Origin of the sequence: Pseudomonas sp. R5-89-07 (genome assembly GCF_003851685.1) — a bacterium.
Taxonomy (GTDB): Bacteria; Pseudomonadota; Gammaproteobacteria; order Pseudomonadales; family Pseudomonadaceae; genus Aquipseudomonas.
This window is the reverse complement of the sequence record NZ_CP027727.1, coordinates 5508554-5528590: the sequence shown is the minus strand read 5'-3', so window position 1 is coordinate 5528590 and position 20037 is coordinate 5508554. Positions and strand designations below refer to the sequence as shown.

The window sequence follows — 20037 nt, the reverse complement described above, 5'->3', positions numbered from 1 at the left end:
CTTCTTTTTGCCTCGGGTTTGATCAGGCGGCGTGAGGCGTATCGAAACCACGGTGCTCAATCACGCGGAACACATCACTGACATCCTGCACCAGAATGCGCGCCGTATTGGCCACATGGTTCAGGTCGCGCTCGGCGAAGTCCGGCAGGCTGGAGCAGGCCATGAGGTTGAGGTGTTCGAGGGCGGCGTTGAGGCGCTCGCGCAGGCAGGCGTGGAGGTCGAGCAGTGGAGCGTCGCTGTCGATCAGGAGCACGGGGTAATCGGTGGCGGTTTCGGTGCAGGGGGTGAAGCGGCGCGGCGGTAGGTGTGGCGTCATGGCAAATATTCCTCGTATCTGAAAAGGACTACCGCCGTTCGCTGCGAAACGAATGGGTGGTAGCTGTGTGCGGGTTCGCAGACCGAGGATACGAGGAACCCGGCAGACCCGAAGGTCTCCCACACACAGCCACCATAAAACAGACGACGGGCGCCGAAGCGCTCATCGTTGTATTCATGATGCTTGGTTACACACGTATCGTTAGGGCTGCGAAACCCTATCGCTGTTCAGCCAGCGACGGGGCGAACTATAAGCGCCGGTTTGGCCGGCCGCAACGGTGCTGTAGGACGAGCATTGCACGCTCAGGCTACGCGATCCAAATGTGGGAGGGGGCTTGCCCCCGATTGCGGTGTGTCAGCATATACAGTTGGCGGCTGGCCCACCGCTATCGGGGGCAAGCCCCCTCCCACAGGGGATTCAAGCGTCTGGACTTATCGGGGAATGATCCTCGCGCTCATCGGACATTGCCTACTCGCATTGAGGCCAATCCGTTACTCGTGATCAATATCCAGCTTGGCAAACGTCACCCTTGCCCCTTCATTACTGTCCCCACTGTTGTCCTGCACATACACCCCCGCCTTGAAGTACAGCGGCTTGTCGCCCCAGGCCGCGCCGATGCGTTCGTTCCACTCGCTGTCTGCGGCATACACGCTCAGTAGCCCGGCTTTGTTGAGGTTGATCACATAGGTGAAGCTTTTCTCCAGCGGCACGTTGGAGGCAACGGTGATCACCTGGCTTTCAGCTTCGTCCGGGCGCATGCGCACCTTGGCGACGATGTTGCCGGTCTGGGTTTTTTCCTTGAATTGGTACTCCAGCTTGATCAGCGGTTTCTGGCTGTCGTAGGCGTGGATCTGGCCGATCACGATCTTGCCGCTGGAAGGCACTTGATGGACCGTCAAGGTGGCGCGCAGGAAGTTGTCGGCCTCGGGGTAGGTCCAGTTGCGCAAGCGACCGTCGGCATAGGTTTCGCGCAATTCGCTGCGTGGATAGATGGCATTTTCGGTGCGAGTGCCGGTCACGGGTGTCCAGAACTGCACATCGCTGCCTTCGGCCTGGAAATACTGGTCATTGAAGCCGCTGAGCAGCTTTGAGGTTTCGATGGTCGTGGGCGGAGAGCCGACCGGAATGCTCAGGTTCCAGGTGGAAAGGTCGATCATGGTGTTGGCCTTATGGCGAGGGGTGAAAGCTTTAGCCCGAGGGCTGCACAGGTTCTTTATAGGGGGTGTTAACCAAATTGTTAAATACCGGTTGGCAATTTATTGGCGTCAGAAGAATGCCAAAAAGCCATATTGCCCGTGGGGCGTGGGCTGCAGAGCCTGACCGTTAGTCGGCTTCCCAGGCTTTGGCGCAATGATGGCACCGAGGTTACTTCTGCTTTTTTATAACCGGGGCTAGAGTGAGGCCTCATTATTTGTCCGGTTTTAAGTACCCGAAGCGACCGGTGCAGTTCCTTAAGGAAGAGACGTAGCATGGATTGCGCTCCAAACCTCGGCGACGGTTCAGTTCTCTTGGTGGTCGACGACTATCCGGAAAACCTTGTCAGCATGCGTGCGGTGTTGCAGCGCCAAGACTGGCGAGTCATCACCGCCGCTTCTGGTCTGGAAGCCCTTGAATTGCTGCTGGTTCACGACGTCGATCTGGTGTTGCTGGACGTGCGCATGCCCGGTATGGATGGCTTCGAGGTGGCACGCCTGATGCGTGGCAGCCAGCGTACGAGCATGACGCCGATCATCTTTCTCACGGCCGATGCGCAGTCCTCCGACGCAGTGCTCAAAGGCTACGCCAGCGGTGCGATCGACTACCTGTTCAAACCGTTCGACCCGCATATCCTCAAGCCCAAGGTGCAGGCGTTGTTGGAGCATCAGCGTGATCGCCGCGCCCTGCAGCGTTTGAGCCATGACCTGGAGGCCGCTCGAGCCTTCAATGCCTCGGTATTGGACAACGCCGCCGAAGGCATTCTGGTGGTGGGCGAGGGCAGCGTGATTCAGTACGCCAACCCCGCTATCTCAAGGTTGCTCAATGCCACGATGGCGGAGTTGCAGGGCGAGAGCTTCCTGAGTTTCCTGCAAAAACCCCATGTGCCAGCCTGGCTGGGGTTCCCGATGTACGAGGCCTATCGCAAAGGCGAAACGTGGCGTTTGCACGACGCCATTTTGCGCACCAGCCGCGGTCAGCAGGTGCCGGTGGCGTTGTCCTGCGCGCCCTTGCCCGCCGAGCAGAAGGCAATGGTGGTGACGGTGCTGGACATGTCCGAGGTGCGTCATTTGCACCAGCAGTTGGAGTTCCAGGCGGTAACCGATCCGTTGACCGGGCTGCTCAATCGTCGGGGCTTCCACCAGACCGTGGAAAACATGTTGTTGCGCAGCGAACGTAACGAGCAGTCGCTGGTGTTGCTGTACCTGGACCTGGATGGTTTCAAACGCGTCAACGACACCCTGGGCCATGACGCCGGTGATCGCGTGCTGCGCTGGGTGTCTGAGCAGATGCAGGCGTGTCTGCGCTCCTACGACATTCTGGGGCGCATGGGCGGGGATGAATTCACCGCGTTGCTGGAGCTGGAGTTCCCGGAGCAGGCGGCGAAGATTGCGGAAAAGCTGATCGAGCGGGTGTCTGTGTGCCAGCAGGTCGACGGTTTGGACGTGATGCTGGGGGCCAGCATCGGTATTGCGACCTTCCCGGACTGTGGCTCGGACCTCAACGGCCTGTTGCGCGCGGCGGACATCGCCATGTACGAAGCCAAGCGCGCTGGACGTCAGCAGTATCGCTATTACGACCAGGAAATGAACGGCCGAGCGCGCTCACGCCTGATGTTGGAAGACAGTGTGCGCAGCGCGATCCAAAACAAGGAGTTCACGCTGGTCTACCAGCCTCAGGTGTCGCTGGAGGATGGACGCTTGCGCGGGGTTGAGGCGTTGCTGCGCTGGCAGCACCCGAGCGTTGGCGATGTGCCGCCGGGTTTGTTTTTGCCGTTGCTTGAAGAGGCGCGTTTGATCAGCCAGTTGAGCACTTGGATTTACCAGCAGGTCGCCGCCCAGCGCCAGGCCTGGCAGGCGGCTTTCGATGACGAGTTGGTGCTGAGCGTGAGCCTGAGCAGCAGCCAGTTCAATATGCCTAACCTGGCCAGTCAACTGCGCCAGGTGCTCGAACGACACGGTTTACAGGGGCGGCAATTGGAAGTGGAAATCGGTGAAGACTGCCTGATGAGCAACCTTGAGGAATCGACCAAGCAACTCAAGCTGTTGCGTGAGCTTGGGGTGCGTATCGCCCTGGATGACTTTGGCTGCGGTCGCTGTTCACTTGCCCATTTGCGCGACCTGGCGTTCGACACCCTCAAGCTTGATCCGCAATTAGTGGCCCGTCTGCCGGGCTCGGCGCGGGATGCGGTGATGGCGCGCAGCATCATCGAGCTGTGCGGGCATTTTGATGTACTGGTGATTGCGGAGGGCGTGGAAACCCTGGAGCAGTCACAGTGGCTCAAGGCCAATGGTTGCTCGTTCATCCAGGGCGCCTGGGCGGCGGCGCCGCTGATGGCCGAGGACGTGGTCGGTTGGTCACACCCCCACACGCTTTGAATTCGCTACACTGGCGCCCGTCCGAACCCTGTTGCAGACATCATGACCGCATTGAAATACCTCCAGGCCTATCCCGCTGCCCTTCAGGAACAAGTACGCCAACTGATCGCCAAGCAGCAGTTGGGTGCCTACCTGGAGCAGCGTTATCCCGAGCGGCACGCCGTGCAGAGCGACAAAGCCCTGTACAGCTATGCCCTGGCCTTGAAGCAGGAACACCTGCGCAATGCACCGTCGATTGACAAGGTGCTGTTCGATAACCGCCTGGACCTCACCCACCGCGCCCTGGGTTTGCACACTACGATTTCGCGGGTGCAGGGCGGCAACCTCAAGTCCAAGAAAGAGATCCGTATCGCCGCGCTGTTCAAGGAAGCGGCCCCGGAGTTTCTGCGCATGATCGTGGTGCACGAGCTGGCGCACTTCAAGGAATCGGACCACAACAAGGCGTTCTATAAACTCTGCGAACACATGATGCCGGGCTACCATCAGGTGGAGTTCGACCTGCGCGTGTACCTCACCTGGCGCGATTTGCAGGGCAAGCCCTAATCACAAGGCGATTGACCATGGATGTGAGCAAAACCAAGAGCAGCTTTTACCGCCGTCTGTATGTGGCTTATTTGATCGACAGCGAGCTGGCCAGCAGCGTCCCGGCATTGACCGACGCCACCGGCATGCCCCGGCGCACGGCGCAGGACACGATTGCGGCATTGGCCGACCTGGATATCGTGTGCGAATTCGAGCAGGAAGACGGTGCCCGTAACCATGCCGGGCGTTATCGGATTCGTGACTGGGGTGCGATTGATCGGCGGTGGATCGAGGCGAATCTTGCGGCGATCAAGCAGGTGTTGGGTTATCCGTGAGGTCTGCGGTGGATGGGCTGACGCCATCGGGGGCAAGCCCCCTCCCACATTTGAATGTATTCACACATCAAGTGTGGGAGGGGGCTTGCCCCCGATGAGGCCCTCAAGCCCGCCGCATACCAATATGCGGAATGTCGTCTTCCAGGTATTCCTCTCCGGCCACCACAAACCCATACCGCCCGTAATACCCCTGCAAATGCGCCTGGGCCGAAAGAAAAATCGGTGTCTCGGGCCAGATATCCTCGATCTGCTTGAGGGTTTCTTCCATCATCAAATGCCCCAATCCGCTGCCGCGTGCCGATGGCGCGACGATCACCCGGCCGATCACCACGTCGCCGCCCTGTGACTCCGGGTCCAGCAGGCGCAGATAGGCCACCAGTTCATTGTCCTTCCAGGCCATCAAATGGTGGGTATCACCTGACAGGTCTTGCCCGTCAATGTCCTGGTAAACGCATTTCTGTTCAACGACGAACACCTCGCCGCGCAGGCGCAGGAGGGCGTAAAGCTGTTCTTTACCTAAATCGTCGTGATGTTTGCAGACCCAATCGACCGTCATGATGTGCGCTCTTTGCAAAGGCTTGGCAGGGATAGTAAGCGCGACGGGCGCCGCTGTCTAAAACCGGCTATTTTGTGAATGGCGTCAATTTGCCATCATTGAGTGCATGCGCGCCTGACTTGTTTGTGTAATAAGCAATGCGTGCTCATTGATGAGCTACTGTTATCAGGCCATCGCCTGCCGCCAAGGACTTTCAGCATGCCGCGATATGCTCGTGCCGTTGCTTTGATCGCCGTGTTGTTGCTGGTTCAACCGGTATGGGCGCAGCGTTTGCGTTTGGTAGCGGATGGCTGGCCGCCGTTCACCGACGTCACCCTGGTCAACGGCGGGCTGGCTACGGATATCGTCAGCACCGCGCTGGCTCGGGCCGGGTACGCCAGCGATTTTGAGCAGGTGCCTTGGGCGCGCGCACTGAAGGGCGTGGGGGATGGGCACTACGACGTGCTGGTCAACGCCTGGTACGACGATGCGCGCACGCAGCTGGGCCAGTTTTCCGCGCCCTATCTGGTCAACCGTGTGCGCTTTATCAAGCGCCGTGACGACGCTATCGATTATCAGGCCCTGGAACAGTTGCACGACGAAAGCATCGCCGTGGTGCGCGGCTATGCCTATTCGGCAGCGTTCGACCAGGATGCGCAGCTACAGAAAGTCCCGGTGCATAGCTTCGCCATGGCCGTGCGTATGCTGGTGGCGAAACGGGTGCGGCTGACAGTGGAGGATGAGTTCGTGGCGCGTTACTACCTGGCGCGGGAGTCGCCCAGGGTGCGCAATGCCGTGGAGTTCCTGGGCAAGCCGCTGAGCGAGAACAGCCTGCATATTCTGGTCAGCCTGAAGAACCCCGAGCATGCGCAGATTGTGGCCGGCTTTGATCGGGAGATTGCCAGGATGAAGGAGGACGGCAGTTATGCAAAATTGCTCAAGGCGCATGGGATGTAGCGCTCTTGCGGGCCAATCGGGGTGTAGAACCGTAGACATCGTTTACATCTGAAACCGGGGACATCGTTTACACATTTGAGGCCTGGACGCGGGTCATACCTCGCCCAAGCCTCCCCAGGGGATAATCACACAGGTACAAATCCCAAACATCATCTTCAACTTCTTTGAGTCCTATCCTTTCCCCAGATAGTGCCTCGCTGACAAATAACAACTTGCCGTTCCATTTGATCGATCCGTCCTGTCTGACGCTGCGAACCCTCATTTCTGCGGGATGCTCCACATCGGGCAAACAGCCTGGGTAAAGTCGGGTAGACGGCACATATAGGTCTCCCGGACGTTTCATGCCGAGGGCTTCATGAGGGCGTACGTAATTGAACTCATGCCTGAAATGCTCCAGCAAAAGCTGCTGCTCGACTAAGTTTTTCCCTATGGGCAGCTCAAGTTTCAAACTACGGTGCATTCGCTCATGGCGACCATTCTGGGCGGGTCTTCCTGGCATGGTGCGCTCCGGATAGATGCCCAGACGAATCCACCAAACTGCCAATGTGGACATTCTTGCCAGACCCGGAGAAGCGAACGGAACCCCGTTGTCCGAACGGATAACTTCCGGCATGCCGTACTCCTGAAAAAGCCTTTCAAATGCTTGCTTTACTGGCTGGGTCTTGATCTGGGGATGGGCCCTGCACGCCAGAATCATCCGGGACGCGTGGTCTGTAACGGTCAAAGGGAAGCACATCTGCGCGTCAAACATCTTGAATTGCCCTTTGTAATCAGCGCACCAAGTCTCGTTAGGTTCGTTGGCCTCTCGCATTTCTGCCTGGGAAATACTGTGCCGGCGCTTGAAACGTCGTTTGTTGACGAGCCCAAGCCGATCAAGCCACTGGCCCGCTGTACTTGGAGAAGGCCAGGCGACGGAAAGATCTTCAAGCCGTAATAGTTCGAGAAGCTTCTTAGGCCCCCATTTATCGTGGGCCTCCTTCATCGCCACCACACGAGCCAAAATCTCGTCGTCGGTTTTATTTGGGCTGTTGTGAGGTCGTCGGGACAGCTCGGATAAGGACTTTAAATCACCGTTGTGCCGGGCAATCCATTTGTCGACCGTAGGCCGACTAACGTCAAAGCGACGTGCCAACTGGCTTTTGGTGTAGTTGCCGACCAGTCTGATTCGTTGATTCATCGGAGACTCTTGGTTCCAGGGCATGATCAGTTACCTCCTGATCATGCGTATTAACCTGTAAACCATGTCCCCGGTTAGAAATGTAAACGATGTCCCCGGTTTGTACCGGGGCAAGCCCCCTCCCACATTGGAATGCAGTCACTGTGGGAGGGGGCTTGCCCCCGATAGCGGCCTAAGCCGCACCGGTATCCTTGATCAGATGCGCCGCCAACGTCCGCAACGGCCCCAACTGCCGACAGATCAACGCCAGTTGCGTTTGCACCAGCCGCTGGCCCTCATCGATCTCATCCGGCATCTGCTCAAGCTGCGCCGCCAGCGCTTCCTCGTCATCACTCTGGATCGCAATCGGCTGCTTGTTGGCAAGACCCGTGGCGATTTCATCAATGCTCGCCGCCAGGCTGTTGCCTGCCTCTTCGATCAGCTGCTCACGCACTTCGGCCGGCAGCTGGGTGTCGCGGTGTGCGCCAAGGCCCGACAAATAGCTGAGCAGGGTGTGCGACAACACCAGGAACCTGAAGCCAACATCGGCCTCCTTACGGAAATGCCCAGGCTCCATCAGCATATTGGCCAGGGTGGTGGACAGTGCTGCATCGGCGTTGTGCGCGTTGCGCCGGGCCAGGCGGTAGGCCAGGTCGTCGCTCTTGCCGGCGGCGTACTGCTGCATGATCTGGCGCAGGTAGATGCTGTTGCAGGTCAGGGTGTTGGCCAGCACCTTGTTCAGGCGCCGACCTTGCCAGTCAGGCAGGAACAGGAACACCGCCAGGCCCGCGATCAGGCTGCCAAGCAGGGTATCGAACAGGCGTGGCAGGAACAGCCCGTAGCCATCGCCCACCTGGTTGAAGCAGAACAGCACCATCAAGGTGATCGCCGCCGTGGCCAGGGTGTAGCGCGTGGTGCGGTTGATAAAGAACACCAGGCCAGCGGCGATGGCGAACATCGACTGCACCACCGGGCTTGGAAACAGATCGAATAGCGCCCATGCCACCGTCAGGCCGATGGCGGTGCCGATGATCCGCTGGCCGAGCTTGCGGCGCGTCGCACCGTAGTTGGGTTGGCACACAAAGAGCGTGGTGAGGATGATCCAGTAGCCCTGGGAGGCGTGGATGGCATGCAGGGTGGCGTAGCCCACGGTCAGCGCCAGGGACAGGCGCAGGGCGTGACGAAACAGCAGCGAGGTGGGCGTGAGCTGGGTGCGCAGGCGCGTCCACATTTCCTTGAGGTTGCGTGGGGCGCGGTCCAGCAGGTTGCTGTCGGTGGCGTCGGCCAGGGCGTCGGGGTTGCTCGCGTCGCCCAGCAACCGGTCGAGAGTGGACAAGTTGGCAGCCAGGGCGCGCAACGAGCGCAGCAAGCCGCGCCAGGCCGGGTTGCTCTGGATACGCAGGTGTTCCAGGGAGGCGTTCAGATCACCCAGCGCTTCGGCGAAGCTGTCGTCATAAATGAACGGCTGGCGCAGTTGGATCGACTCGGCCAGGGACTGGCAGGCCTTGCCTTGCTGGCGCAGCAGGCGTTGGCAGCGGAACAGCACGTCGCTGTGGAAGAAGGCCTCGGCCAGGGCGTTGTAGGGGTAGTGGGACGAACTGGCGCGTTCGTGGATGTCCTGGGCCAGGAAGTACAGCTTCAGGTAACGGCTGACCTTGGAGCCCGGTCGGCCGTTGCCGACGCGGTGCAGGATGATTTCCTTGGCGGCATTCAGGGCGGCGACGACCCGGCCATTCTGCTGGGCCAATTCCAGGCGCCGCGCTTGCACATCCAACTGGCGGATCGGCTCGAACAGCGATGACTTGAGCTTGAGATAGCGCCCCAGCTCGCGGAACAACCGCGCCAGGCTCTGCTGCACCGGTTGGTTGGAAAACAGCGCCTGCCACAGCACCGACAGCACGCCGTACCAGGCCGCGCCCGCCACCAGCAGCAGCGGTTCGTGCCAAAAATCACTGACGGCACCGCCGCGCTGGTCCACGCCGATCATGGTATAGACCGACAGGATCAGGGTGGCCGAGGCAATCGCGCCATAGCGTTCGCCGAGCGCGCCGAGCATGGTCAGGCCAAACGTGGCCAGGGCCAGGGAGACTGCGAAAATCCAGGGGTAAGGGAACAGCAGCTCCACCGACAGCGCGGCAATGCTGAAGCACACCAGCGTCACCGCCAGGGCGTTGAGACGGCCTTGCCAACTGTCATCGGTCTCGGCCAGGGCGCTGGCGATAATCCCCAGGAACAGCGGAATCAACAACGTCATTTCATCCTGATACCAGCACAACGCCATGCTGCCGGTAAGGGCGATGAATACCCGAATGCTGTAGCTGAATTTATCCAGTGCCCACAGGCGTCGCAGGGACTGCTTGAACGAGGTCGATGACATGAAGTCTGGAGTCTTCCGGGACGGTGTCGCTAAATTGAGCTATCAAGGACGCCACGGCAAGGGTGGTGATCACATCGCTGCGCAAAAAATTTCCCTGGCTCACTGCACAACACAATGTGGGAGGGGGCAAGCCCCCTCCCACATTTTTTAACCGTGTTGTGTCAGACGTACTGCGCTGCGGCGTAGCCTGAAGCCCACGCCCACTGGAAATTGAACCCACCCAAGTGCCCGGTCACGTCCAGCACTTCACCGATAAAGTACAGCCCAGGGCTTTTCAGCGACTCCATGGTCTTGGAAGACACTTCGCGCGTATCCACTCCGCCCAGCGTCACCTCCGCGGTGCGATAGCCCTCCGTGCCTGCCGGTACCAGTTGCCAGCTGCCGAGCATCGAAGCGATGTCGGCAATTTCGGCATGGGTGTACTGCTTCATCGGCTTGGACGCAAACCAGGTGTCCGCCAGCAGGTTGGCCATTTTCTTGGTGAAGATCTCGCCCAGCAGGGTTTTCAGCTCGCTATTGGGGCGCTCGGCCTGTTGCTGTTGCAGCCAGGTGTGGGCGTCGTGGTCGGGCAGCAGGTTGATTTCCAGCGTGTCGCCGGGTTCCCAGTAGGAGGAGATCTGCAGGATCGCCGGCCCACTCAGGCCACGATGGGTAAACAGGATGTTCTCGCGAAAGCTCTGGCCGTTGCAGCTGACCAGGCAATCCACCGAGGTGCCGGACAGCTCGCCGCACAGGTCCTTGAGCTGATCGGTGATGGTGAACGGCACCAGGCCCGCGCGGGTCGGCAACAGTTCATGGCCGAACTGCCTGGCCACCTGGTAACCGAAACCGGTGGCGCCCAGGGTCGGGATCGACAAGCCGCCCGTGGCAATCACCAGGGACTCGCAGCGCAGCTCACCCAGGGTGGTCTGCAACTGATAACCGCCGTCGTGTTTGGCGATTGCCTGGATGGACGTGTCCAGGTGCAGGCTCACACCGGTCTGGATGCACTCATCGAGCAGCATGCCGAGGATGTCGCTGGACTTGTTATCGCAGAACAACTGGCCGAGTTTCTTTTCGTGGTACGGCACGCCGTGCTTGGCCACCAGCCCGATGAAATCCCACTGGGTATAGCGCGCCAGGGCCGACTTGCAGAAGTGCGCGTTGTGCGAGAGGAAGTTGGCGGGCTCAGTGTACAGGTTGGTGAAATTGCAGCGCCCGCCACCGGACATGAGGATCTTTTTGCCGGCCTTGTTCGCATGGTCGATCAACATCACCTCGCGCCCGCGCCCGGCGGCGGTCAGCGCGCACATCAAGCCTGCGGCGCCGGCGCCAATGATCACAACTTCGGTCGAGCGCAAAACAGTGTCCTCATACAAATTCTGAATTGAAATACAGTCCAATGTGGGAGGGGGCTTGCCCCCGATTGCGGTGTGTCAGTCAGAAATATTCCAACTGACAGGCCGCCATCGGGGGCAAGCCCCCTCCCACATTGGATCTCCGTTGGATCGCAGGTCCTTACAGGATCCGCACGCGCAACGAACGACCCTTGATCTTGCCGTCGTTCAAGCGCTGCAACGCCTGTTTGGCGATCCCGCGTTCCACGGCGACGAAGGCCTGGAAGTCAAAGATCGCGATCTTGCCGACCTGGGCACCCGGAATGCCGGCTTCACCGGTCAGTGCACCCAGGATGTCGCCTGGGCGAACCTTGTCTTTACGCCCTGCCGCGATGCACAGGGTGCTCATCTGTGGCAGCAGCGGGCCACCGCTTTGCGGCTTGAGGTTGTCCAACTGGTCCCAGTTCAGGGGCGACTTCTGCAGTTGCTCGATGGCTTGGGCACGGTGCGCTTCGGACGGCGCCACCAGGCTGATGGCGATGCCGGTTTCACCCGCACGACCGGTACGGCCTACGCGGTGGATATGGATTTCCGAGTCGCGGGCCAGTTCGACGTTGATCACCATGTCCAGCGCGTCGATGTCCAGGCCACGGGCGGCCACGTCGGTGGCCACCAGCACCGAGGTGCTGCGGTTGGCGAACATGGCCAGCACCTGGTCACGGTCGCGCTGCTCCAGGTCGCCATGCAGGCCAACGGCGGAGATGCCTTTGGCGGTCAGATGATCCACGGTTTCCTGTACTTGCTGCTTGGTAAAGCAGAACGCCACGCACGACGCCGGGCGGAAATGCGCCAGCACCTTGGTCACCGCGTCCATGCGCTCTTCCGGCGAGATCTCATAGAAACGCTGCTCGATCTGGTCGTCGGAGTGGAACGCTTCGGCTTTCACCTGTTGCGGTGCGCGCATGAACTTGGAGGCCAGCTGCTTGATGCTCACCGGGTAGGTGGCCGAGAACAGCAGGGTCTGGCGGCGTGGCGGGGTCTTGCTGATGATGTCTTCGATGGCGTCGTAGAAGCCCATGTCGAGCATGCGGTCGGCTTCATCGAGAATCAGCGTGTTCAAACCGTCCAGTACCAGCGAGCCCTTGCGCAGGTGCTGCTGGATGCGGCCCGGGGTGCCGACAATCACGTGGGCGCCGTGCTCGAGGGAAGCGATCTGCGGGCCTAGGGACACGCCGCCGCACAGGGTCAGCACCTTGATGTTGTCTTCGGCGCGGGCCAGGCGGCGGATTTCCTTGGCCACTTGGTCGGCCAGCTCGCGGGTCGGGCACATCACCAGGGCCTGGCAGCCGAAGTAGCGCGGGTTGATCGGGTTCAGCAGGCCGATACCGAAGGCGGCGGTTTTGCCGCTGCCGGTCTTGGCCTGTGCGATCAGGTCCAGTCCCTTGAGGATCACCGGCAAGCTCTGCGCCTGGATCTGCGTCATCTCGACATAACCCAGCGAGTCGAGGTTAGCCAGCATGGCGGCGGACAGGGGCAAAGTATTAAAAGCGGTGGCGATGGTGGTCACGGGACTGGCTCTGCAAAACAAAATGTCGCGCAGTGTACCAGTCTCGTGGGATTTTCCCCGCAAGTTCTAGACGAGCCGCCGGTTAATGCTCCAGGTCGTGCTCGCGGCTGACCACCCGCTTGCCGTCTTTTGGCGACAGTTGCAGGAAGATCGCCGCCGCCAGCATGGCCATGATGCCCACCGTGAGGAACGTCAGCTGGAACGCGCCCAGTACCGTGCTCACCCCGTCATTGCCGGTCTCCAAGGTGAACCCGCCGAGCAGCGCACCGGCGCAGGCCACGCCCAGGCTCAGGGACAATTGCGCCACCACCGACAGCAAACTGTTGCCGCTGCTGGCCTGGGCGTCGTCGAGGTCGATCAGCGTCACGGTGTTCATCGCCGTAAATTGCAGCGAATTGATCGCCCCCAGCACCGCAAGCATGCCCAGCAGCACGGGGTAGGGCGTCTGTTCGCTGACCAGGCCCATGCTCGCCAGCATGGCACCCAGGGCCAGGGTATTTCCGGTGAGTACCACCCGATAACCCAGGCGCTCGATCAACGGGCGGGCGATGGACTTGGCAAACATCGCCGCCGCCGCGAGCGGCAGCATGCTCATGCCGGCTTCCGACGGCGAATAACCCAGCGCCACCTGCAACAGCAACGGCACCAGAAACGGCAGGGCGCCACTGCCCAGGCGCGCGAACAGGTTGCCGAGAATGCCCACGGCAAAGGTGCGGGTCTTGAACAGTACCGGCGAGAACAGCGGGTTATCGACATGCCCGGCGCGCAGCCAGTACGCCGCCAGGCACGCCAAGCCACCGAACAGCAGCAACATCACCCGCAGGTGCGGCAAGTGCAGTTCGCCCAGGCCCTCCATGGCAATGGTGATCAGTACCATGGCTGCGCCGAACAGCACAAAGCCCAGGCCATCGAAGCGTGTGCGCTCGCTGCCGCGCAGGTCGGGGATGAACTTCCATACGGCATAACAACCGATCATGCCCACCGGCAGGTTGATCAGGAAGATCCAGTGCCAGGTCAGGTATTGCACCATCCAGCCGCCCATGGTCGGGCCGAGCAACGGGCCGAGCAGGCCGGGGATGGTGATGAAGCCCATGATCCGCACCAGCTCCGACCGGGGATAGGCGCGCAGCACCACCAGGCGCCCGACCGGTAGCATCAGCGCCCCGCCCAGGCCCTGAATAATTCGCGCACCCACCAGCATGCTCAAGCTGCTGGACAGCGCGCACAGCAACGACCCGATGCTGAACAGCAGGATCGCGCCAAAGAAGATTTTCTTGGTGCCGAAGCGGTCGGCGATCCAGCCGGATGCTGGAATCAGCAAGGCGACGGTGAGCATGTAGGCGATCACTACGCCCTGCATGCGCAGCGGGTTTTCCGCCAGGTCCCGGGCCATGGCCGGCAGTGCCGTGTTGAGGATCGTCCCGTCCAGCGACTGCATGAAGAAGGCAATCGCTACCACCCAGGGTAGCCAGCGGGCGGTCTTGGCGTCGAGAGGGGCACGATTCGGCATGGGAACCCTTTTGTTAGCAGGCTATGTGTTGGCGATTATGCGCCATTCGTCGCCCCTTTTCCCACTGGCTGTTCGTCTAAATCCGACATTGAAGCGTGCTCGCCGACCAAAAAATCCAGCAAGGCGCGATGCACCGCCAGCGCCGCCTCGCGCGATTCCAGGTCGAGCAGATGGCCGGTGTGTTCGGCCACGGTGAAGCTGCTGCGCCCCACGTATTGGCTGAACAAGCGGGCATCGGCGGCGGGGGTGTATTCGTCCAGCGCACCGTTGAGAAAGTGCACCGGCGTTTCAATCTGCCGGAGCGCCGGCAAGTAGTTACCATCACCCAGCGCCAGCACCTGATGGATATGAAAGCGCGCCTGGCGATACTCGGTGGTGGCCATGTTCGACAGGTGGTGGTGGTTGTTGCGCTTGAGGCGCGGCGACAGGTATTTCCCGACCGTCTCGTTGAGCAGGTGGCCGACGGCGGATTTGTCATCGGCCTCGATCAACACGCGTACGCGCTCCACATACTCAAGCATCGCCGGGTTGAGGTTGGGCGCCAGGGCCATCACCACCGAGCTTTCGATGGACGGCGGGTTATGGGCCAGGGTCAGCAGCGTGGAGATGCCTCCCCACGAGGCCGAGACCAGATGGTTGACCGCAAAGCGCTGCACCAGCGCTCGCAGCATCTGCACTTCGTCATCCTTGGTCACCAGCTCGAGGTCGGTGTTGTGCTCGCGGGAATAGCCGGAAAAGGGCAGGTCGAACAGCAGCACATTGAAATGCTCGGCCAGGCATTTGCTGGTGCGAGCAAAAGAGCGTGTGGTGGCCAGCGCGCCGTTGACCATCAGCACGGTTTTTCTGTGCGGGTCGTTGCCCAGTCGTTCTACGTGGACGTTGTAGTGTTTGTACAGTTTCTGTAGGACGACACTTCCTCGGTTCATCGCAGCACTCCCTGTGGCGTGGCGGTATGCCATTAGCTTTTATAACGGGGTTTATTGCGGGCGACAACAGGCTGCACGGGGTATGGGATTGAACGGTAGGAAGGGGCTTGGCAAAGTGTCCGAAATCAACACAAGACAATGTGGGAGGGGGCTTGCCCTCGATAGCGGTGTGTCAGTCGATAAATACTTCGCTGATCCACCGCCATCGGGGGCAAGCCCCCTCCCACAGGGGATTTTCTTGGTTTACAAGGTCAGCGTCAGGCGTTTGACCAGTGCGCCGGGAAGCAAATTGGATGAAGTATTGCGCTGGCCATACGTACTGGCCGACAGCAACAGCTCCCGCTCGGCCGTCAACGCCTCCAGTTGCGAGCCGAGCAGGCTGTACACGCTGTCATCAAAGCGCATGGTGCTGACCGGTGCCTTGATCTCGCCGTCTTCCACCCAGAACGTGGCGAAGCGGGTCATGCCGGTCAGGCGCGCCGCCGGCAGGTCGGAGTAGTTCAGGTACCACAGGTTGCTGATGTACAACCCGGTGCCCAACTGCTTGAGGATGTCGGCCTGGGCCAGGTTGCCGGCGGCCATTTGCAGGGCGCTGGGGGATTCGTCGCCGCTGGCGCCGTTGGCGCTCAGGCCATATTCGGCGGCGCTGCGCGAGTTGACCAGTTGGCCCTCGGCGCGGCCGGCATTGATCAACCTGACATCACTGCGCGGGTAGCCTTCGGTGGAAAATGCCTGGCTCAGTGAACCGCTGATCTGCTCGTTCACCGTCACCAGCGGGCTCAAGTGCTGTTCCCCTGCATACAGGCGTTGCAATGAGCTGCCTTTGCTGGCGATGGCCTGGGCGGAAAAACCGCCCCAGGTGATGATGCTGATGATCTCCTCCAGCGCCGCTGGCGCGAGGTAGGCGCGGTACTGTCCGGGCGCCAAGGTGTGCAACGGCCGGCCGAGAAACTCAAGCTGGTCGCGCGCCTGCTGGACGCGCCGGGCGAACTCGGCACTGTCCCAGGTGTGCCCGGCATAGCTGGCCTTGACCGCTTCGCCATTGGCATGGAACAGGCTGAAATCGAAGTTGAAACTATTGGCCTGGTGCCAGCCGAACGCCCCATCAGAGCTGGCGAAGCCACGGCTGATCGGGCCGGCGGCATAGAAACCGACCAGGTCTACGCCTTCTGCGGCCTGGCTGATGTCCTGCAACACCTGGGTCAGTTCCGGCAGTGGCCGCAGTTGTTCGTTATGGCTTTGCCAGGCGGTGTGGTTGAGCAGCAGGTAGGGGTCTGGCGGCAGCAACGGCAAGGTTTCCCGCAACTGTTGCAGGCCTGCGGCGAGGCGTTCACGGTCCAGCTGCGGGTCCCCGGCGAGGGTGATGCCAAGGTCGGCATGGCGGCCAGCGTTGATCAGCTTGAGGTTGAGGCTGGCCTGTTGCACCTGGCCGGCCTGGCGTACCTGGGCGTGGTTGAAGCGCACGAACTCGGACGCCTCATCCGCATAGCCCAGGTGAAACTGTTCCTGATCGGTGACGGCCTGCTTGAGCCAGTCCACCAGTGCCTTGAAATTATTCATCAGGCATCTCCCCCAAATACGTCGACATTACTGAACACACACGCCGGCGATGCATGGCCGACGCGGATCACCTGGTTGGGTTCGCCTTTGCCGCAGTTGGGCGTGCCCAGCACCTTGAAGGTGCTGGCGTCGCCCACCGCACTGAGCTTGCGCCAGAACTGCGCGGAAATGGCGCGGTAGTTGGGGTTCTTCACCACGCCCTTGAGCTCGCCGTTTTCGATCAGTTGGCCCCATTCGCAGCCGAACTGGAATTTGTTGCGCGCGTCATCGATGGACCAGGAGCGGTTGGTCGACATCAGGATGCCGTGCTCGATACCGCCGATCAGCTGCGCCAGGCTCTGGTCGCCGGCCTCGATATTGAGGTTGGCCATGCGATCGATCGGCGGGCGGTTCCAGCTGCTGGCACGGCTGTTGGCCACGCCGCCCAGCCCTGCGCGAAATTGCGACAACGCGCCGCCCAGTGGCTTGAGCAGCAGCCCTTCGCGGATCAGGAACTGCTTGCTGGCGCGGGTGCCGTCGTCGTCATGGCTGTAGCTGGCGAGCTGTTCGGGGATGTCCGGGTCGAACGTCACGTTGAGCAGCCTGGAACCATACTGCAGGTGGCCGAAATCGCTGGCCTTCACAAAGCTGGTGCCGGCGTAGTTACGCTCGTCGCCGAGGATGCGGTCCAGCTCCAGCGGGTGGCCGATGGACTCGTGGATCTGCAGGATCATCTGGTCGGGCATCAGCAGCAGGTCACGCGGCCCTTGGGGCGTGTTCGGTGCCAGCAGCAGTTGCAGGGCTTCGTCGGCCACCCGCGGCGCGGCGCCGATCAGGCCGAAGCGGCTGATTACGTCGAACCCGCCCTGCTGGCCGAAGTTGCTGCCGCCGAGGGTGCGGGTCTGGCTGTCGTTGCCATCGAAGGCGGTGACGTTGACGCCGGGGAACACGAAGCGCTGGGCCTGGCGCAATTGGGCGCCGGCGCTGTTGAGGTAGATCTGCTCGACCGTGGTCTGGCCGAGGCTGACGTCCCAGCTCACCAGGCGCTCATCCCTGGGCACGGCAGCCGACTCATCGCCCAGCAATTGGTAGCAGTCGCTCAGGGAGGGGAAGGGCTGATCGAGGTTGGGGGACAGGTAGTCGGCCACGTCACTGGACACCGCTTGCTCGCGCAGGTCGAGCAGGGCGTGGGGCTTGATTCGCCGGGCCTGTTGTTCGGCGCGTTCGAGGGCGGCTTGCAGGCCGGCCAGGGACATATCGTTGGTCGCGGCGTAGGCTTCCACGCCGTTGACACGCACGGTGAGCATGGCGCCTTCGTCGTGGCTCAGGTGCGGCGGTTCGGCGACGTTCTTGCGTACCGACAGGTAGCGGCCGGATTCGCGCACGTAGCGCAGGGAGAAGAATGGGGCGGTGGTGCGCAGGGCACTGAAGTGTTTCTTGAGCGTGGCGTGGTGTTCGAACATGGGGCCTTCCTTGTGGGCGGCTCAGCGCGGGGCAGGCCAACAGAGTAGGCCCGGGCTGGGGAGCGATCAAGGAGGTGTGTGGTGTTTGTTGGGGCCTCATCGGGGGCAAGCCCCCCCCCCACACTTGATCGGGTTCACACGGTCAAAATGTGGGAGGGGGCTTGCCCCCGATAGCGGTGTATCAGTTATTGCGCAGCGGCCCTACTTCACGCAACGGCTTGCCACGCACCGGCGCATCGCCGGCCACGTAGTAGTCGGCGGTGCTGCGCGGCAGCGGCTGGCGCCCGCGGATCTTGTCGGCGATTTTCTCGGCGATCATGATCGTTGGCGCGTTCAGGTTGCCGGTGGTGATGATCGGCATGATCGACGCATCGACCACACGCAGACCCTGCATGCCGTGCACACGGCCTTCGCCATCCACCACCGCCATCTCGTCGGTGCCCATCTTGCACGAGCAGGACGGGTGGAACGCGGTCTCGGCGTGCTCGCGGATGAATTTGTCGAGCTGTTCATCGGTTTGCACGTCGATACCTGGGCTGATTTCGCGGCCACGGTACGGGTCCAGCGCCGGCTGCTGCATGATTTCACGGGTCAGACGGATGCCGTCGCGAAATTCCTGCCAGTCCTGCTCGGTGGCCATGTAGTTGAAGAGGATGCTCGGGTAGTCCCGTGGGTTCTTCGACTTCAGCTGGATGCGGCCACGGCTCGGCGAACGCATGGAGCCCATGTGGGCCTGGAAACCATGCTCTTTGACGCCGTTGCTGCCGTTGTAGTTAATCGCCACGGGCAGGAAATGGTACTGGATGTTCGGCCATTCGAATTCTTCACGGGTACGGATGAAACCGCCCGCTTCGAACTGGTTGCTGGCGCCGATCCCGGTGCCGTTGAACAGCCACTCGGCGCCAATCGCCGGCTGGTTGTACCAGAGCAGCGAAGGGTACAGCGACACCGGCTGAGTGCAGGCGTATTGCAGGTACAGCTCAAGGTGATCCTGCAGGTTTTCACCCACGCCTGGCAGGTCGTGGACCACCGGGATATCGAGGCTTTCCAGCAGTTTGGCCGGGCCGACGCCGGAGCGTTGCAGCAGCTGCGGCGAAGCGATTGCACCGCTGCACACCAGCACTTCCTTGCGTGCACGGGCTTCGACGCGCTCTTCGGCGGCGCCGATCAGGTAACGCACGCCGACCGCACGCTTGCCTTCGAACAACACCTTGTCGGTGAGGGCGTGGGTGACGATGGTCAGGGTCGAACGCTTCTTGGCGGTGTCCAGGTAACCGCGCGCGGTGCTGGCGCGACGGCCGTTGGGCGTGACGGTACGGTCCATCGGGCCGAAGCCTTCCTGCTGGTAGCCGTTCAAGTCTTCGGTACGCGGGTAACCGGCCTGCACGCCCGCTTCAACCATGGCGTGGAACAGCGGGTTGTTGCCTGCCTTGGGCGTGGTCACGCTGACCGGGCCATCGCCGCCGTGCCAATCGTTGGGGCCGATGTCACGGGTTTCGGCCTTGCGAAAGTACGGCAGGCAGTCCAGGTAGGTCCAGTCTTCAAGGCCCGGCAGCTTCGACCAGTTGTCGTAGTCCATGGCGTTGCCGCGGATGTAGCACATGCCGTTGATCAGGGAAGAGCCACCCAGGCCCTTGCCGCGACCGCATTCCATCCGGCGCCCGTCCATGTGTGGCTCAGGGTCGGTTTCGTAGGCCCAGTTGTAGCGGCGGCCCTGCAGCGGGAACGCCAGGGCGGCCGGCATCTGGGTACGGAAGTCGAGGCGGTAGTCCGGGCCACCGGCTTCCAGCAACAGCACGGTGACGCCTTCGTCTTCGGTCAGACGGGTCGCCAGGGTGTTGCCCGCGGAGCCGGCACCCACAATGATGTAGTCGTATTCTTGGGACATTGAATGCACCCTCTTTGAAGTGTGGTCAGGTCGGGCCTCATCGGGGGCAAGCCCCCTC

General features: G+C 61.4%; 16 protein-coding genes. 4 read left to right on the top strand and 12 right to left on the bottom strand.

Annotation, left to right across the window (positions count from 1 at the left end):
* Positions 1-22 precede the first annotated feature (22 nt).
* Positions 23-316, bottom strand: coding sequence for a fructose-bisphosphate aldolase (locus C4J94_RS25360; RefSeq protein ID WP_124388545.1), 294 nt, complete (start codon positions 314-316; stop codon positions 23-25).
* A gap of 491 nt (positions 317-807) precedes the next feature.
* Positions 808-1473, bottom strand: coding sequence for a polysaccharide lyase family 7 protein (locus tag C4J94_RS25350; RefSeq protein WP_124388543.1), 666 nt, complete (start codon positions 1471-1473; stop codon positions 808-810).
* A 312-nt stretch (positions 1474-1785) separates the two neighbouring features.
* Between C4J94_RS25350 and C4J94_RS25345 the strand changes: the two genes are divergently transcribed.
* The 3 genes from C4J94_RS25345 to C4J94_RS25335 are packed head-to-tail and all read left to right on the top strand — an operon-like array spanning position 1786 to position 4745.
* Positions 1786-3888, top strand: a complete 2103-nt coding sequence (locus tag C4J94_RS25345) for a bifunctional diguanylate cyclase/phosphodiesterase (RefSeq protein WP_124388542.1) — start codon at positions 1786-1788, stop codon at positions 3886-3888.
* 42 nt (positions 3889-3930) lie between these two features.
* Positions 3931-4431, top strand: coding sequence for a M48 family metallopeptidase (locus C4J94_RS25340; protein WP_124388541.1), 501 nt, complete (start codon positions 3931-3933; stop codon positions 4429-4431).
* 17 nt (positions 4432-4448) lie between these two features.
* Positions 4449-4745: a helix-turn-helix domain-containing protein gene (locus C4J94_RS25335; protein WP_124388540.1), complete on the top strand. Its 297-nt coding sequence runs from the start codon at positions 4449-4451 to the stop codon at positions 4743-4745.
* A gap of 103 nt (positions 4746-4848) precedes the next feature.
* Here C4J94_RS25335 and C4J94_RS25330 read toward each other — a convergent pair whose 3' ends face one another.
* On the bottom strand, positions 4849-5301 hold the full coding sequence (locus tag C4J94_RS25330; protein ID WP_124388539.1) for a GNAT family N-acetyltransferase: 453 nt from the start codon (positions 5299-5301) through the stop codon (positions 4849-4851).
* A 198-nt stretch (positions 5302-5499) separates the two neighbouring features.
* Here C4J94_RS25330 and C4J94_RS25325 point away from each other — a divergent pair, with 198 nt between their 5' ends.
* Positions 5500-6237, top strand: a complete 738-nt coding sequence (locus C4J94_RS25325; protein ID WP_124388538.1) for an ABC transporter substrate-binding protein — start codon at positions 5500-5502, stop codon at positions 6235-6237.
* Positions 6238-6304: 67 nt separating this feature from the next.
* Here the strand turns inward: C4J94_RS25325 and C4J94_RS25320 are convergent, their stop codons facing one another.
* The 9 genes from C4J94_RS25320 to betA all read right to left on the bottom strand — a co-directional run bounded on the left by C4J94_RS25320 (position 6305) and on the right by betA (position 19979).
* Positions 6305-7438: an integrase core domain-containing protein gene (locus C4J94_RS25320; protein WP_124388537.1), complete on the bottom strand. Its 1134-nt coding sequence runs from the start codon at positions 7436-7438 to the stop codon at positions 6305-6307.
* 148 nt (positions 7439-7586) lie between these two features.
* Positions 7587-9770 (bottom strand): YccS family putative transporter, encoded by a 2184-nt coding sequence (yccS, locus tag C4J94_RS25315; protein ID WP_124388536.1) that lies wholly within the window; start codon positions 9768-9770, stop codon positions 7587-7589.
* Positions 9771-9931: 161 nt separating this feature from the next.
* Complete coding sequence (locus tag C4J94_RS25310) at positions 9932-11110, bottom strand: NAD(P)/FAD-dependent oxidoreductase (protein ID WP_124388535.1); 1179 nt, start codon at positions 11108-11110, stop codon at positions 9932-9934.
* Positions 11111-11267: 157 nt separating this feature from the next.
* Positions 11268-12605 carry an ATP-dependent RNA helicase DbpA gene (gene dbpA / locus C4J94_RS25305; RefSeq protein WP_232964675.1) on the bottom strand — a complete coding sequence of 446 codons (1338 nt, stop codon included), beginning with the start codon at positions 12603-12605 and terminating at the stop codon, positions 11268-11270.
* A 130-nt stretch (positions 12606-12735) separates the two neighbouring features.
* A complete protein-coding gene (gene mdtD, locus C4J94_RS25300; protein ID WP_124388534.1) occupies positions 12736-14163 on the bottom strand; it encodes a multidrug transporter subunit MdtD in 1428 nt (475 codons plus the stop codon).
* Between the two features lie 35 nt (positions 14164-14198).
* The gene (locus C4J94_RS25295) at positions 14199-15089 is read right to left on the bottom strand and encodes an alpha/beta fold hydrolase (protein WP_124388533.1); all 891 of its coding nucleotides are present in this window, start codon (positions 15087-15089) and stop codon (positions 14199-14201) included.
* A gap of 243 nt (positions 15090-15332) precedes the next feature.
* Positions 15333-16649 (bottom strand): TldD/PmbA family protein, encoded by a 1317-nt coding sequence (locus C4J94_RS25290; protein ID WP_124388532.1) that lies wholly within the window; start codon positions 16647-16649, stop codon positions 15333-15335.
* Positions 16649-18091: a TldD/PmbA family protein gene (locus C4J94_RS25285; RefSeq protein WP_124388531.1), complete on the bottom strand. Its 1443-nt coding sequence runs from the start codon at positions 18089-18091 to the stop codon at positions 16649-16651. Before C4J94_RS25285 ends, C4J94_RS25290 begins: the two co-directional genes overlap by 1 nt.
* Before the next feature lie 181 nt (positions 18092-18272).
* On the bottom strand, positions 18273-19979 hold the full coding sequence (gene betA, locus C4J94_RS25280) for a choline dehydrogenase (RefSeq protein WP_124388530.1): 1707 nt from the start codon (positions 19977-19979) through the stop codon (positions 18273-18275).
* Positions 19980-20037: the final 58 nt, after the last annotated feature.

Excerpts from the sequence above, each read along its gene's own strand:
- C4J94_RS25360 (WP_124388545.1), bottom strand. The coding sequence starts at position 316 with ATGACGCCACACCTACCGCCGCGCCGCTTCACCCCCTGCACCGAAACC.
- C4J94_RS25350 (WP_124388543.1), bottom strand. The coding sequence starts at position 1,473 with ATGATCGACCTTTCCACCTGGAACCTGAGCATTCCGGTCGGCTCTCCG.
- C4J94_RS25345 (WP_124388542.1), top strand. The coding sequence starts at position 1,786 with ATGGATTGCGCTCCAAACCTCGGCGACGGTTCAGTTCTCTTGGTGGTC.
- C4J94_RS25340 (WP_124388541.1), top strand. The coding sequence starts at position 3,931 with ATGACCGCATTGAAATACCTCCAGGCCTATCCCGCTGCCCTTCAGGAA.
- C4J94_RS25335 (WP_124388540.1), top strand. The coding sequence starts at position 4,449 with ATGGATGTGAGCAAAACCAAGAGCAGCTTTTACCGCCGTCTGTATGTG.
- C4J94_RS25330 (WP_124388539.1), bottom strand. The coding sequence starts at position 5,301 with ATGACGGTCGATTGGGTCTGCAAACATCACGACGATTTAGGTAAAGAA.
- C4J94_RS25325 (WP_124388538.1), top strand. The coding sequence starts at position 5,500 with ATGCCGCGATATGCTCGTGCCGTTGCTTTGATCGCCGTGTTGTTGCTG.
- C4J94_RS25320 (WP_124388537.1), bottom strand. The coding sequence starts at position 7,438 with ATGCCCTGGAACCAAGAGTCTCCGATGAATCAACGAATCAGACTGGTC.
- yccS (WP_124388536.1), bottom strand. The coding sequence starts at position 9,770 with ATGTCATCGACCTCGTTCAAGCAGTCCCTGCGACGCCTGTGGGCACTG.
- dbpA (WP_232964675.1), bottom strand. The coding sequence starts at position 12,605 with ATGCTGGCTAACCTCGACTCGCTGGGTTATGTCGAGATGACGCAGATC.
- mdtD (WP_124388534.1), bottom strand. The coding sequence starts at position 14,163 with ATGCCGAATCGTGCCCCTCTCGACGCCAAGACCGCCCGCTGGCTACCC.
- C4J94_RS25295 (WP_124388533.1), bottom strand. The coding sequence starts at position 15,089 with ATGAACCGAGGAAGTGTCGTCCTACAGAAACTGTACAAACACTACAAC.
- C4J94_RS25290 (WP_124388532.1), bottom strand. The coding sequence starts at position 16,649 with ATGAATAATTTCAAGGCACTGGTGGACTGGCTCAAGCAGGCCGTCACC.
- C4J94_RS25285 (WP_124388531.1), bottom strand. The coding sequence starts at position 18,091 with ATGTTCGAACACCACGCCACGCTCAAGAAACACTTCAGTGCCCTGCGC.
- betA (WP_124388530.1), bottom strand. The coding sequence starts at position 19,979 with ATGTCCCAAGAATACGACTACATCATTGTGGGTGCCGGCTCCGCGGGC.